The organism is Enhygromyxa salina (assembly GCF_000737335.2).
Taxonomy (GTDB): domain Bacteria; phylum Myxococcota_A; class Polyangia; order Nannocystales; family Nannocystaceae; genus Plesiocystis; species Plesiocystis salina_C.
The window spans coordinates 129780-143164 of sequence record NZ_JMCC02000001.1 but is presented as its reverse complement, the minus strand read 5'-3'; the positions used below and the strand labels follow the sequence as shown (position 1 = coordinate 143164).

The 13385-nt window shown below is 67.0% G+C and carries 11 protein-coding genes; 5 read left to right on the top strand and 6 right to left on the bottom strand.

The window, feature by feature from the left end:
- Nucleotides 1-8: 8 nt before the first annotated feature.
- Nucleotides 9-608 carry a hypothetical protein gene (locus DB30_RS00615; protein ID WP_052545965.1) on the bottom strand — a complete coding sequence of 200 codons (600 nt, stop codon included), beginning with the start codon at nucleotides 606-608 and terminating at the stop codon, nucleotides 9-11.
- Nucleotides 609-1064: 456 nt separating this feature from the next.
- On the opposite strand from DB30_RS00615, the gene DB30_RS00610 reads away from it, so the two are divergent.
- A complete protein-coding gene (locus tag DB30_RS00610; protein WP_165703564.1) occupies nucleotides 1065-2288 on the top strand; it encodes an AAA family ATPase in 1224 nt (407 codons plus the stop codon).
- Nucleotides 2285-3388 (top strand): RNA polymerase sigma factor, encoded by a 1104-nt coding sequence (locus tag DB30_RS00605; protein WP_052545963.1) that lies wholly within the window; start codon nucleotides 2285-2287, stop codon nucleotides 3386-3388. Before DB30_RS00610 ends, DB30_RS00605 begins: the two co-directional genes overlap by 4 nt.
- A 60-nt stretch (nucleotides 3389-3448) precedes the next feature.
- On the opposite strand, the gene DB30_RS00600 is transcribed toward DB30_RS00605, so the two are convergent.
- The 3 genes from DB30_RS00600 to DB30_RS00590 are packed head-to-tail and all read right to left on the bottom strand — an operon-like array spanning nucleotide 3449 to nucleotide 7447.
- Nucleotides 3449-4459, bottom strand: coding sequence for an FAD binding domain-containing protein (locus DB30_RS00600; RefSeq protein ID WP_052545962.1), 1011 nt, complete (start codon nucleotides 4457-4459; stop codon nucleotides 3449-3451).
- Nucleotides 4459-6924 (bottom strand): xanthine dehydrogenase family protein molybdopterin-binding subunit, encoded by a 2466-nt coding sequence (locus DB30_RS00595; protein ID WP_052545961.1) that lies wholly within the window; start codon nucleotides 6922-6924, stop codon nucleotides 4459-4461. Before DB30_RS00595 ends, DB30_RS00600 begins: the two co-directional genes overlap by 1 nt.
- A 19-nt stretch (nucleotides 6925-6943) precedes the next feature.
- Nucleotides 6944-7447, bottom strand: coding sequence for a (2Fe-2S)-binding protein (locus DB30_RS00590; RefSeq protein ID WP_052545960.1), 504 nt, complete (start codon nucleotides 7445-7447; stop codon nucleotides 6944-6946).
- Nucleotides 7448-7540: 93 nt separating this feature from the next.
- Here DB30_RS00590 and DB30_RS00585 point away from each other — a divergent pair, with 93 nt between their 5' ends.
- Nucleotides 7541-8581, top strand: a complete 1041-nt coding sequence (locus tag DB30_RS00585; protein ID WP_146657744.1) for a hypothetical protein — start codon at nucleotides 7541-7543, stop codon at nucleotides 8579-8581.
- 279 nt (nucleotides 8582-8860) lie between these two features.
- On the top strand, nucleotides 8861-9130 hold the full coding sequence (locus DB30_RS00580; RefSeq protein WP_052545958.1) for a hypothetical protein: 270 nt from the start codon (nucleotides 8861-8863) through the stop codon (nucleotides 9128-9130).
- Between the two features lie 27 nt (nucleotides 9131-9157).
- Here the strand turns inward: DB30_RS00580 and DB30_RS00575 are convergent, their stop codons facing one another.
- Entirely contained in the window at nucleotides 9158-10402 is a 1245-nt protein-coding gene (locus tag DB30_RS00575; RefSeq protein ID WP_240480131.1) for an MFS transporter, read from the bottom strand.
- 125 nt (nucleotides 10403-10527) lie between these two features.
- On the opposite strand from DB30_RS00575, the gene DB30_RS00570 reads away from it, so the two are divergent.
- Nucleotides 10528-11148: a YwqG family protein gene (locus DB30_RS00570; protein WP_146657743.1), complete on the top strand. Its 621-nt coding sequence runs from the start codon at nucleotides 10528-10530 to the stop codon at nucleotides 11146-11148.
- Between the two features lie 256 nt (nucleotides 11149-11404).
- Here the strand turns inward: DB30_RS00570 and DB30_RS00565 are convergent, their stop codons facing one another.
- Nucleotides 11405-13366, bottom strand: a complete 1962-nt coding sequence (locus tag DB30_RS00565; RefSeq protein WP_052545955.1) for a hypothetical protein — start codon at nucleotides 13364-13366, stop codon at nucleotides 11405-11407.
- Nucleotides 13367-13385 lie beyond the last annotated feature (19 nt).

Below are 13385 nucleotides of genomic sequence, written 5' to 3'. Positions count from 1 at the left end.
CCCGCGGCTCAGCGGGACACCAACCGCCGCCACCAGGGCCCGCGCGCGGAGGGCTCGGGCTCCGTCGGCTTCAGCGGCTGCCACGAGTTCACGACGGCGCTCAGGAGCGACTCCCACTCTACGAATGGCACCTGCCCAGGAAACGACACAGCGATGCGGGTCACCGCGTTGTCTGCCGCGATGAACCAGCAACAGAGGCAGCGACGCGAACGCCCCTGAACGGTGAAGCTGATCTCGCAGCGCACCGCCGCTGCATGGGGCGCGTCCGCGAGGGCCCGGCTCTCGACCTCGACGTCCTGCGCCCCTTCGTTGGCCCACCCGCGCGCCGTCTGGTCGGCGAAGGCCCGCAGCTGCCCGGCATCTTGGACGGACTCGTCGACCCGCCAAACATCGACCATCGCGTCGGGCTCGGGCTCGATACCCACCCGCACAAAGCTGGCAAGGCTCGGTGCCATTGGCATGACCTCGCGCGAGACGAACACAAAGCCCGGCGGCGGGATGATCGAGCATCCCGCGTTCGGCAGCTCGACGCGTCCGTGCTGCGGATTGCCCGGGGCCGGTTCGATCAGCTCGATGCCAGTCTCGGGATCGAGCAGAGCCGCGAGCACCCGGCGAACACAGCTCAAACCGTCTTGGGGCAGACGCCGAGGCGAGATCCTCGAACTGCCAACGCCGGGACCTTCCGCGGTGACTCTGCACGAGAATCGCACCCAGGTTTGCGCCGCGGGCTCCTCGCCAGTAGCACCCGGCCACAGATCTAGTTCTTGTCGGTGTTGGCCACCAAAACCTGAGCGGGCGCTGCGGCTGAGAGCTCGTCAGCCCCGCGGCGTCTGCGGGCGCCCCGCTCGCTGGAGTGCAACGTCAGAACGGTTCACGTCGCCAGCGCGCATGGCGCCCCACGCCCGAACAGGGGTGCTCCTCGGCCACAGAAGCGAACAGGGGTAGACTGGTGTCGCATGAGCCGGCTCATTCAGGCGAGGAACGCGTCGGAGGCGTACTGGACGCTGGATCCCTTCGCGGTCGTGCGCCCAGGCGATCCATGGTTTGCCGATCTCGAGCGCCTGGTGCCGCGCGAGCACTACGGGGTCGCGCACAAACTGAAGAAGCACCTGTCGTCTGGCGCCGGGCGCCCCGAGTTTGTTCACGTCGGACTCATGGGGCATGCGGGCGTGGGAAAGACGACGCTCGCACGCAGCGCGCTGGCCGAGCTCGCCCGCGACGGACTCACGCCGGTCTACATCCGTTCGCTCGAGGCATTTGATCAAGGTGACTTCGTATTCTCCGATCTGATGCTGGTCGTCGCCGAAGCGATCATTCGTGAACTCGGCGGCCTCCAGCTAGAAGTCGCGGGCGAGCATCTCGAGGCCGTCCGGGGCTGGTTTGCCGACGAGATCCTGATTGCGACACACAGCGAGCAGATCCTCGGCAGTCTCGAGGTCTCCGCCGACGCTGGGGTATCGGTTCCGTTTCTCGCTGCGTTTGCGGCCAAGGTGACCGCCGCGTTGAAGTCCGACAACGAGTACCGTCGCGAGATCCGACGGCGGACCGAACGGGACCCGGCCGCGTTGGTCCGACGGTTGAACCTGCTGCTCGATGCGGTTCACAAAGCGCTCGCGCCTCGCAGGTCTAAGCTCTGCGTCGTGTTCGACGACCTCGAAAAGATGAACCCGGCGCTGGTGGATGGAGCGCTGCTCGCACGAGCTCCGGAATTTCGTCAGCTGCGGACTAACGCGCTGCTGTTCTTCAACCCGAGCTGCGAATACTCGCCGTATACAACCCCCGCGAGCCGAGCGTTCACGTGCATCAACATGCCGGTGCTGCCCGTCCGCTTTCCTGGCGACGCGCCCGACATCGTCCGCCCAGAGGCTGCCAACGCCATCGCACAACTGTTGCAGCACCGCATGGCGCTGGACGCCGTATTCACCGACCCTTCGGCTTGCATCCACGCGTTGGCCCATTGGTCCGGCGGGCACATCGGGGATATAATGATGATCGCGCGGCGGGCGGTCGAAAACGTCGAGCCCGACAAGGTCGAGGTCACCGATATCGAGAACGCTGGGCGTTGGTTGGGTGGTCGCCGCACATCGACGCTGCGACCCAGTGACTTCGCACGTGCGGTCGAGATCCATAAGTCCCATCGAATCCTCGACACCGATCAGGATCGACGGATGCTGAAGAACTCATGTATCTTGCCTTATGACGGAATAGAATGGTGGGATGTCCACCCCGGCGTTCGAGCCGACGAGCTATTCCTCGAGGCGCTGCGCGAGGCTCGGAGTCCGGGATGACCGACGTTGCGGTGAAGTACGAGGGGCCGAAGCGGGACGCTCCCGCTTCGGTGGCCGCGCATGATGACGCCGAGATTGAACGGCTCTTCCGGTTCTTGACTCGACCGGGCCCACGCTTCGGAATGGCGATGGCGACTCACGCCGATCCTGTGCTGGCCAACGATATGCGCGAGAGCTTGGCGGAGCGGGCGCGGGCGGCGGGCCTGCGTGTCTCGACCATGGAGCTTCAGCGCGCCGACGACCGCCAAGATCTGGTTCAACGAATGGTCGACACCAGCGCCGCGGCCGACGTGCTGTTTGTCGTCGGTCTGGATCGACTGGTCACAGATATCACCGGCCGCACGCGTCGTACGTCGGCGGTCGCAAATCTCAATCAACGCCGCGACGAGATGCCGACGCTGCTCGATGTTCGGGTGGTCTTCTGGGTGGCAAAATCCGCGTATGCGAGCTTGACGGACGTCGCCTGGGATTTTTGTCGGGTGATGCTCACAATCGCCGAATTCGAGCAGACCCGAGCGGATGACAGCGACGAAGACGCCGATGATGAATTAGCGGGCATCTATCGTGAACATTTTAGCTTTGTTTGGCGGTGCCTCGTCCATCTCGGAGTGCGCGAGTCTGACTTGGACGACGTCGCCCAAGATGTCTTCGTGATGGCGGCTCGTCGACTCGCTGACCGCAAAGAGCTCAATATATCGGTAAAGGCTTGGCTATTTGGAATCGCGTCGCGCTGCGCGAAATCACACCATCGGCAGCTCATACGTCGCCAACGCAAGGCCCACGCACTCGACAACGCCCAGGATTCGAACGTCCACGAACCACGTTCGAGGTATGATGCCCGCGCCCTGCTGTTGAGCATGTTGGACGAGTTGGAGCACGAACAACGCGAGATCTATATCCTCGACGAAATCGAAGGAGTCACCGTCAACGAGGCCGCGGAGGCGCTTCACGTCAACGTGAACACGCTCAACAGCAGGCTGCGAGTCGCGCGTCGAAAGATGGCAGCGCTGACCGAGCGGGTATTGGCTGAGGAACGGGCCGCGACCGAGCAGACTACGAGCCAAGATCCGCCCCGGCGAACGCGAGGAACGAACGATTAGACACACGACGATGCGCGACCCCCCGCGTTGTCTGCCGCGGTCAGCGCTCGAGCCCCCCCGCTACCCCGCGGCGACCAGCTCCGCGATCGCCCGGCGCGTGAACACCTCGAACATCCGCCGCCGATACGGCGCCTCATAGGGCACATTCTCCAGCGGCTTGCACTGCTTGGCGACGGCCGCACACACGATCCGCGACAGCGCCGGATCCGACAGCGGCTTCCCGATTGCATCGTCGAGCTTGCTGACGATCCGCGGCTTGGCCCCAAGCACCCCCGCGACCACCACCAGCTTGGTCACTGGCGCGTCCACGCTGTCCGCCTCCAGATCAAAGCGCAGCGCGACCGAGACCAGCGGAAAGTCGATGCTCTTGCGGACCGTCCACTTGGCGTAGGCGCTGCGCGTTGGCGTGGTGGGTACGGGCACCCGCAGCGAGGTGGTCAGCTCGGCGTCCTCGCGCACGGTGTGGCGCAGGCCGTCGGCCTTGAAGTAGCTCGCGGCCGGGACCACGCGCTGGCCCTGCGGACCGGCCAGGACGATCTGCGCGTCGAGGCTGATCAACACCGGCACGCAGTCGCTGCTCATCGCGGCCACGCAGTTGCGCCCGGTCGGCACCACCCAGCAGACCTTGCCCTCGGACTTGAGGCAGCCGCCACCCAGCGCCTGCCGCCAGAACTTGGTCTGGTTGACGTAGCGACAGCGGGTATCCAGGTTCACGTTGCCGCCCAGCGTGCCCATGTTGCGGATCAGCGGGCTCGCAACCAGGCCGGCCGCGGTTGCGAGGCTGGGGAACAGCGCGCGGACCTGCGGATCCTCGCTGACTTGCGTGAGCGTGTTGCCGGCCCCGATCTCCACCCACGCCTGGCCGTCGTGCTCGACCTTCGCAATGCTGCGCAGCTCGGCGACCTGGGCAAGGCTGATCAGCATGCCCGGCTCGTCGAGCCGGTGCTTGAGGTTGGGCAGGATGTCGGTCCCGCCCGCGACGATCCGCGCCCCCGGGTTGTCCCGCAGCAGCGCGACGACAGCGTCTACGTTGGCGGGCAGCGCGACCCCAAACTGTGGAAGCCGCAGCATCAGGCCACCTCCCCCGCCGCGCGCTTGCTGGCGAGCTCGGGCCGACCGCGGCCAACCTTGAACGTGGGCAGCTCGCCCGCGTGCTCGAGCACCAGGCGATCCTCAATCGCCGTCAACACCCGCGGCGGCGCGAACGGCAGCGAGTCCAGGCGGATGCCAACGGCGTCGTAGATCGCGTTGGCGATCGCGGGGATGCTTGGGTGCAGCGGCCCCTCGCCGGCTTCCTTGGCCCCGTACGGGCCCTGGGCGTCGGGTGCCTCGACGATCAAGGCGTGCAGCTCCGGTGTATCGAGAAACGTTGGCATGCGATAGTCGAGCAAGCTTGGCCCAATGTGGACACCGTTGTGACCGGGGTCGACGTCGTGGCGCTCCATCAGCGCCTCGCCGAAGCCCATGTAGGCCGAGCCTTCCATCTGGCCCTCGACAATGCGCTGCGACAGCGCGGTCCCGCAGTCGTGCGCGACCCAGATGTGCTTGACCTCGACGACCCCGGTGTCGGGGTCGACCTCGACCTCGGCGACGTGGGCCGTGAAGCTGTACGCAGGCGAGGCCCCGATCGTGCCGCCGCGGTAGCTGCCGTGCCGGTCCTTGGGCGTGTTGTAGTTGCCAACCTCGCCGAGCAGGCCGTGGTCGGCCTCGGCCCACTGGAAGGCTTCTACGATCGACACGCTGCGCGAGGGGTCCTCGAGGTCCATCGCCTTGCGATCGATCAGCGTGACGCGCCGCGCTGGCAGCTCCCAGCGCTTGGCGACGGCAGCCCGAACCTTGCGGCGCAGCTTTTGGGCGGCGTCCAAGCACGCGCCACCGACCATCAAGGTGATCCGCGAGCTGTAGGCGCCAAGATCGACCGGACACAGATCACTGTCGGCCGAGAGCACCCGAACGTCGTCGAGCTCGAGCCCGAGCTCCTGCGCGACGATCACCGCGAGCATCGTGTTGCTGCCCTGGCCGATGTCGTTGGCCCCAGAGAACACCCGCGCGCGACCGCTGCGATCCAGGCAGACCTGGACCGCGGCCTGCGGCATCTCGTTGGGGTAGATCGGGTAGTTGGTGCCCGAGATGTACGTGCTGCCGGCGATCCCGAGCCCACGCCCATAGGGCAGCGTTGCCCGTCGGCCCCAGTCCGAGGCGGCCTCGACCCGACTGAGGCACTCGAGGAACCCGTTGCTGCCGATCTTGAACTCGTTGACGGTGACCCCTTCGGGCCCGATGTCGTTGCGACGGCGCAGCTCGATTGGATCCAAGCCAAGCTCGACGGCGGCCTTGTCGAGCTGAACCTCGATCGCAAACCGGGGCTGGACCGAGCCATGGCCGCGCTTGGGCCCGCACGCCGGCTTGTTCGTGTACGCCCGGGTCGAGTGAAAGCGGTAGGCCGGGAACGCATACGGAGCACACAGCAGCTGCCCCGAGTAGTAGGTCGTGACGAGCCCAAAGCTCGAGTACGCGCCGCCGTCGATGAAGGTCCGCGCCGAGACCCCGGTGATCGTGCCGTCCTGGCGAAACCCGGTCTTGTAGCGCATCCGCATGGGGTGGCGGCCGCGGTGGCTGTAGAACACCTCTTCGCGGGTGTAGAGGCACTTGACCGGACGCCCGGTCCGGATCGCCAGCAACGCGACGCAAAACTCGAGATCGAAGGGCTCGGACTTGCCACCAAACGCGCCGCCAAGCGGGGGCTGGATCACGCGAATGGTGTGGGCCGGACGCCCGAGCACCTTGGCGAGCTCGCGGTGCAGGTAGTGCGAGACCTGGGTGGCCGACCACACCGTGAGCAGGCCGTTGGGCTCGACGTGGGCGACCGCGCAGTGCGGCTCGATCGCACCGTGGGTCGTGCCCTCGAAGTAGTACTCGCCCTCGACGACGATGTCGGCGCCGTCGAGGCTGGCCTCGACGTCGCCAAACTCGAGCACCACGTCCTTGGAGAGGTTGCCGCGCTTGGCGTAGGGGTTGATCTTGTGCGCGCCCGCGAGCGCCTCTTCGGGATCGTAGTAGGCCGGGAGCGGCTCGTACTCGACCTCGATCGCCTCGCACGCGGCGATCGCCGTGTCTTCGTCGATCGCAGCCACGGCCGCGACGCCATCGCCGACGTAGCAGACCTTCCCGCAGGCGAGCGCGGTCTCGTCGGGCGTCCAGGGGATCACGCCGTAGGGCACCGGCAGATCGGCGCCGGTCAGGACCGCGTGAACGCCCGGCATCGCCAGCGCGCGGCTGACATCGACGCTCAGGATGTTCGCGTGGGGGTGCGGGCTGCGGAGGATCTTGCAGTGCAAGAGCCCCGGCAGCTTGATGTCGTCGGTGTAGCGGGTGATCCCGCGCATCCGCTCCATCGCGTCCACTTTGCGGTGCGACTTGCCGAGCTGCCACCGGACCAGCTCCGGCTCCGGTGCTTCGGCTTGCTCGCCAACTTCGGCTTGCTCGCCAACTTCGTCTCGCGCGACGTCTTCGTCAGTGCTGTCTTGCTCTGGCATGTCGTTCGCTCCTTGCGGTTCAGGCCTGCTCGCGCGGACCCACCAGCATCGCGCTCGCGTCCACGACCGCGTCGATGATCTTCGTGTATCCGGTGCAGCGGCACAGATTGCCGGCCAGGGCCTCGCGGACCTCCTCGCGGGTCACGACGCGCCCGGCCTTGCGCAGCAGCGCCTCGGCGCTCATCAAGATCCCCGGCGTACAGAACCCGCACTGGGCCGCGTCCCACCGATCAAACGCGTCCTGCAGCGGATGGCAGCCGTCGCGGGCCTCGGGCGCCCAGCCCAGCCCTTCGACGGTCCGAACCTCGCGGCCAGCCGCCGCGCAGGCCAGGGTCAGGCACGCCAGCACAGGCTCTCCGTCAACCTGGACCGTACACGCCCCGCAGTCACCCTTGTCGCAGCCCTGTTTGCTACCGATCAGATCCAGCCGGTAGCGGAGCACCTCGAGCAAGGTCCAGTGGGCGGGAGCGGCGGCGTGCACCGACTCACCGTTTATGCGCAGGGACAGGAGCGCCTCAGCCATCGGGCCTAGGTTCGCGCCCGGCTTCGAGCTTCGCAACCCAGGTACCCGCGATAAGGCGTGCGTAAGCTCTGGGACCCGTCTATGTTGAACGTGGTGCCTGTAGTCGCTCACCGCGTTCGACGCCTCGCGCAGCTCGCCGGCCTGCTGAGCGTGGTCGCGGCGCTGGGGGTGGTCAGCGCGGGCTGCCAACAGATCAACTACGGCGAAGGCAACAACGACGACGACTGGCAGCCGCCGCCCCAAGATCCTTGGTGGGAGGACACCGACAGCGGCAACGATTCACCGCCCCACGAAGACGCCGGCTCGTCAGACGAGTCGGACGAGTCCACGGACGACGGCGGCCCACCCAAGCTCGACACCCCCAGCGACAAGCCGGACACCCCCTGCACCGTCGTCGACCTGTTGTTCGTGATTGACAACTCGAACAGCATGAGCGCCGAGCAGGCCAACTTGATCGCCAGCTTCGACGGCTTCATCGCCGGCATCCAGGCCAACCTCGACGAAGCCAACGACTATCACATCGGCGTGGTCACAACGGACGCCTACGCGCTCAACGATCCGCCCTGTCAGGAGCTCGGCGCGCTGGTCACCAGCAGCGCCGGTGGTTCGTGCGGGCCGTGGACGGCGGGCCGGTTCATCTCGCTCGCCGACGAGCTCGCGCCCGCGTTCACCTGCGCCGCCAACATCGGCGGCAACGGGGACACCGACGAGCACCAGCTCGAGGCCGCCCTGCGTGCGATCGGCCCCGAGCTTGGCGCGCCGGGTGGCTGCAACGAGGGCTTCATCCGCGACGACGCGCTGTTGGTCCTGATCGTGATCACCGATGAAGACGACGGCGCGATGTTCGACCAGGGCTCGCCCGGCGGCCCGTCCGACTGGTTCGCGCAGCTGGTCGCGCGCAAGGGCATCGAGTCCAACATCGTCATGCTCGCGCTCGGCGGGCTCCCGCCGCCCAACGCGTGCAACAACGCGGTCCCCTTCGAGGGCGCACAGATCACCTATCGCATCTCGCAGCTGGTCAACAAGTTCAGCTACGGCCAGATGGGTGACGTGTGCGCCGACGACTACTCGGCGTTCTTTTCAAACGCGCTCGAGGTCATCCACGACGCCTGCAACAACTTCACGGAAGGTTGACGGGGTTGCGCGGGTCGAGCCGGCCCAGCAAGAGGTATGAATTCCTCGATCACGCGACTTGCTTGATAACGCTGCGTGGCAGAGGCCCGTGCTTTGCTCAGACTTGGACCCCGTCCGATGCGAGCAGGTTTCGGACCGCTTGCGAACAATCTGCGCAACTCGAGCGACCACTCTTCGTCGCGCAAGTGTGACGCTACCTTCGCGCTCACGCGCCCCAACCTCCGAACCGGTCGCAAGGCCAGTTGCGCCCTGGCGTTCAACCCCTTAGGGTCCGCCCGCATGCACGAGGCAGAGGACAGGTCGGTGAAGAGCTTCGAGGTCTACCGACGCGACAACGGGCGCACTGCCATCGTCCGCACCCTGCACCACAACCCCTACACCGGGCGCACGTGGATCACGGAAGTGCACGAGAAGAGCGGCGCGGGGGACTCGCTGCGGATCGAGACCAGCACCGAGCTCGAGGACATGGATCCCGAAGACCGCGCGCTCTACCAGCTGCGCCTGCGCAAAGAGCTCGCGGCCGAGCAAGCTGCGATGCCGCCAGTGTAGAGCAGCGCGGCGGGGAAGTTCTTCGGCTCAGTCGCCCGCGTACGGGCGCCTGCGGACCAACGCGAGCAGCGGCAGGCACACCACCGAGAGTCCAAGCCCGCTCGCAAAGGTTGCCGTGAAACCAACGGCGTCGGCGATCACCCCCGAGAGCAGGCCACCCGGGGCCTTGCCAAACACCTCGACGCCCGCGAGCAACGTGTAGTGAGTCGCGCCGATCCGCTTGTCGACGCGGCTCATCATGAACGCGAACATTGCCGTGGTCAGGGCCCCGCCCGCGAGCTCCTCGAGGCCCTTGACCAGCACCACTTGGGCGTCGCCGATCTCGCCCGGGGCCAAGGTCGAGAGCCACACGACGCCGCCGATCGCCAAGCTGCGCGCGATCGCAAACCCCACCACCGCCCGCAAGATGCGGATCCGCGTGGCCAACCAACCGCCCACGAACGACCCCGCGAGCGAGAAGAACATGCAGTAGATCCCGAGCACCAGGCCCACGCGTGACTCGCCCCAGTCGGCGTAGCGGACCAAGAAGGGCTCAAACATTGCGTCGCTGATCGACTCGCCGATCTTGTAGGTGGCGATCACGACCAACAACGCGACGCCGCCGCGGCTCGCCAGCGCCTTGCCCAGGGTCTTCAGCATCGCCCGGATGCTGGTGCGCAGCTGGGCCTCGGCCTCGTCCGAGGCCACCTTGCGCGGGGGCTCGCGCCAGATCAAGGTGACGACCAACGCCACGACGATCACCGCGGTCATGGCCTGAAACAGACCGCGCCAGCCAATCCACTGGCTGGCCCACAGCAAGATCCCGCCGCCGATCTGCATGCCGATCTTGTAGCCAACGACCTGCGCGATGTTGCCCCAGCCCAGCTCTTCGGCCTCGAGCATGTCGACCGCGAGGCCATCGACCGCGATGTCCATTGTCGCCGCGAACAAATTTGTTAGCGCGATCATGCCAAGGAACAAGCCCAGCGCCTCGGCCGGGACAAACGCGAGCCCCAAGCAGGTGCTGGCCAGCGCGGCTTGCAACGGCACGATCCAGCTGCGCCGCCGCCCGAACCGAGCGCTGCCGTAGCGGTCGACGATCGGTGCCCACAACGGCTTGAGCAGCCACGGAGCCGAGACCGCGCCCGCGAAGCCGATGTTGGTCAGCGACAGGCCGTGCGTCGTCAGGTAGACCGGCAGCGCCTTGGCCTGAAACCCAAACGGCAGGCCCTGGACCATGTAGAAGACCGATAAGATCGCAACCCGGGCGGCGAGTGGCTGACGGCCGGTCACGCACCAAGATGTAGCAGGTTTGTTCTCGGCTCGGTGAGGGACTGGCTCCCGCTCCCTTCGAACTGCTAGCCTCCCAGCGAGTCAAGATGCCGAACGAGTCAGAACTGAACACTCTGGTCCGCGACGTGACCATCTTCCATCCCGGGGCCGAGGCGAGCGTCGACCCCACAACCTCGTATCTGGGCGGCACCCCGTTCGCACCATCGGGTACGGCTTGGCCAAACGCCATGACCTGTCTAGGCCGGTTCGGATTTGCTGCGGACTCTTGGTCGCCGGGCAAGGCTCGCTGGATCACGGTCTTCCTCAACGAAGCAGAGGGTTACGTGGAGTGGGGCGACCCCGATCACGTGACGATCTGGGCTCACGACGCAGGAGAGGACCTCGCGCCAATTTCCGCGCCCGACGGCGTTCGGGTGGTTCCCGCACGAGCCTTGGTCGTGAACGACGGCAAAGAGCTGCCCTACGACAAGCGACTAGGTGACTGGCAGTGGGAGGCAGAGCTCGACAATATCCGTCGGCGGCTGACCAACAACGATGGCGGCCACTGCCAGCTCGGCGGGTACCCCACGGTCTACGGAGGCTTCGAGAGCCTGGGCTTGATGGAGGCCCCCGAGAGCTACGAGCTCGTCCTCAAGCTCAATCGTTTTCCGCTCGCCAAGGAGCGCTTCGACGTCGAGATCCACGACGTCCTCAACGTCTACTTTCACCCCGAGTCGGGTGAATTCTACGCCGAGATGCAGCGGTGACTCCCAGGGGCTGCGATGGGGCGCGTTGGCCTTCGACCGACGCGCGTCGTCGTCAGGCTCGCCGCCCAGGTCGAGCACCGTGCACCTGCCGTGTGGGCTCGCGGTACGACAGACACTGGCAGCGGTGTCATCGGGTCTTCGACTTGGCAGCGCGAGTGGAGCGATCCCATCGAGCTGCCCCACGAGCGGGGGATCCCGGAAGATGCCGTGGAGTCTTGGTGAGACGCGTAGGCCACCCGCAACCCGGCATGCCGGGTCAATCTTCTGGCCGCGACGTCGCGCCCGCGCCGTGCGGGGGCCGGCCGCGAGCGGGCATCATCTGAGCCCGCGGCGCGACGACCACTGGCAGCGGCGTCATCGGCTCTTCCTCTTGGTCGAGCATCGAGTCGGGCACGCACATCAGCTGTGCACGCTGCAGGCGACTGCGCTTGGCCTCGAGTGCCCGCCGCTCCTTGGCCTTGCGCTGGCGCTGGATCAGGCGCTCGCGCTCCGTCCGTTCGTTGTTGGCGGCCTCCCACTCGCGGTACTCCGCGCGGCGCTCGGGCGCGGCGATCTCCCACACGTCCAGCTGCCTGCGACGAAACACGACCTGCCCGAGCTTGCGCCGCGCGACCAGCATCTCGGGCGCTTGGTCCTGCATGAGCTCCTCGACGAAGTCCTCGTCGCCAGCAACGACCAAGTGCGTGATGCCCAGCTGATACAGGATCTCGGGCCGATAATTGAACTGGTTGGGGCGCACGTAGAAGTGCTTGTAGTCGGTCTCGAACACGGCCTGGGCAGCGAACTCACCCACCACCACGGCCTTGCGATCGCCGATCAACGCGGTCAGCTCGTCACCGATCCACGCGGCCGAGAGGTCGCCGTCGCGCATCCAGTTGACGAAGCGCAGGCCGGTCAGCGTGGTCCCGAGCAGCGCGATCGCAACGAGCCCGGCCCGGACCGCCCGGCCCCAGCGCGCCGTTGGCCAGCTGTGCAGCCACGCGCGACCGATCACCGCGCCGGCCAGCCACGCCGCGGGCGGCAGCAACACCAACTGAAAGCGAATCGCCCGGTGCGGGCTCGCGAGGTTGGCGAGCAACGCAAAGATCGCCCACGCCAACATCCACAGATCGATCGGGTCGAGCTGGCGATCGAGCGGGTTCTCGAGCTGGGCAGTCGACGCGGCCGGAGCTGGCTCACCACGCTTGTGGGCGCGGCGACGCTTCCACACCAAGATCAGCGCGCGCACCAGCTCCAGCGTTGCCAGCCACAAGATCACCGGCGCGAGCAGCATGAACATCAGCTGCAAGCGCATGCTGAAGAACCCACGCACGAGCGTGGCCATGGCCCGCTGCCAGACCGACTGCTCGTAGGCCGCGGTGAAGTGAACCGCGTTGAAGGCCAGCCGCTGCTGGTACTCGGGGCGCAGCACCAACAGCGCCAGCGCGAGCGTCAGCGTGCCAACGGCGATCAGCGTGACCCGGGCCTCGCGCCTGCGCAGCCGCGCTTTGAGCCGGTCTTGCCAGCGCGCGCCTGGGTCTTGGATCCCGCCGGCCACCGCCGCGGCCCGCAGCCCCAGCAGCGTCAGCGCGACCGCAAACGCCGGCACCAACAGCAGGCCGGTCTGCTTGATCGTGCACGCGACCAACATCGCAAACACGGCGAACATCGACCAACGCCCGGCTTGCCGCGGGCGCCGCTCGAGCTGCGACAGCCCCACCGTTGCGACCAGCAGCCAGCAGAGCAGCGCGCCCTCCATCAGCGCCAGCCGCGAGTACACCAAGTACGCCCAGTTGAGCCCGAGCAGCAGCCCCGTCGCGACCGCGGCCGGGAGCCCGTGGCGAACCAGCGCCAGCCACATCAGCAGCGCCAGCGCGACGATCGACTGCACGACCACGAAGCTGCGGGCCTGGACCAGGCCAACCCCGAACCCGCGAAACCACAGGCACTCGCCCCACACCCACGCGGGCGACTGCGCCCGCCAAAACCCGTACTCGTCGGCCGGCGAGAGCGACCACTGCTCCCACTTGGCCATGTTGCGGGCCTCGTGGGCCTTGGCTGCCTCGTCGCGAAAGTGGGCTTGGCCGCTGTAGCCGCGCACGACGGTCATCGGCGGATCCAGCTCGAGCTTCCAGACCCGCAGCAACGCGAACGCGAGCAGCAAGCCAAGCAGCAGCAAGTACGCGCGACGCGAGGGCGCGCCGCGGGCAGCCTCGCGCTCGCTGGTCTGGTCCGCCACGCCGGGAGTATGCACGCTG

Bases quoted from the DNA above. Each gene is read 5' to 3' on its own strand.
- DB30_RS00605 (WP_052545963.1), top strand. From the start codon at position 2,285: ATGACCGACGTTGCGGTGAAGTACGAGGGGCCGAAGCGGGACGCTCCC.
- DB30_RS00600 (WP_052545962.1), bottom strand. From the start codon at position 4,459: ATGCTGCGGCTTCCACAGTTTGGGGTCGCGCTGCCCGCCAACGTAGAC.
- DB30_RS00595 (WP_052545961.1), bottom strand. From the start codon at position 6,924: ATGCCAGAGCAAGACAGCACTGACGAAGACGTCGCGCGAGACGAAGTT.
- DB30_RS00590 (WP_052545960.1), bottom strand. From the start codon at position 7,447: ATGGCTGAGGCGCTCCTGTCCCTGCGCATAAACGGTGAGTCGGTGCAC.
- DB30_RS00580 (WP_052545958.1), top strand. From the start codon at position 8,861: ATGCACGAGGCAGAGGACAGGTCGGTGAAGAGCTTCGAGGTCTACCGA.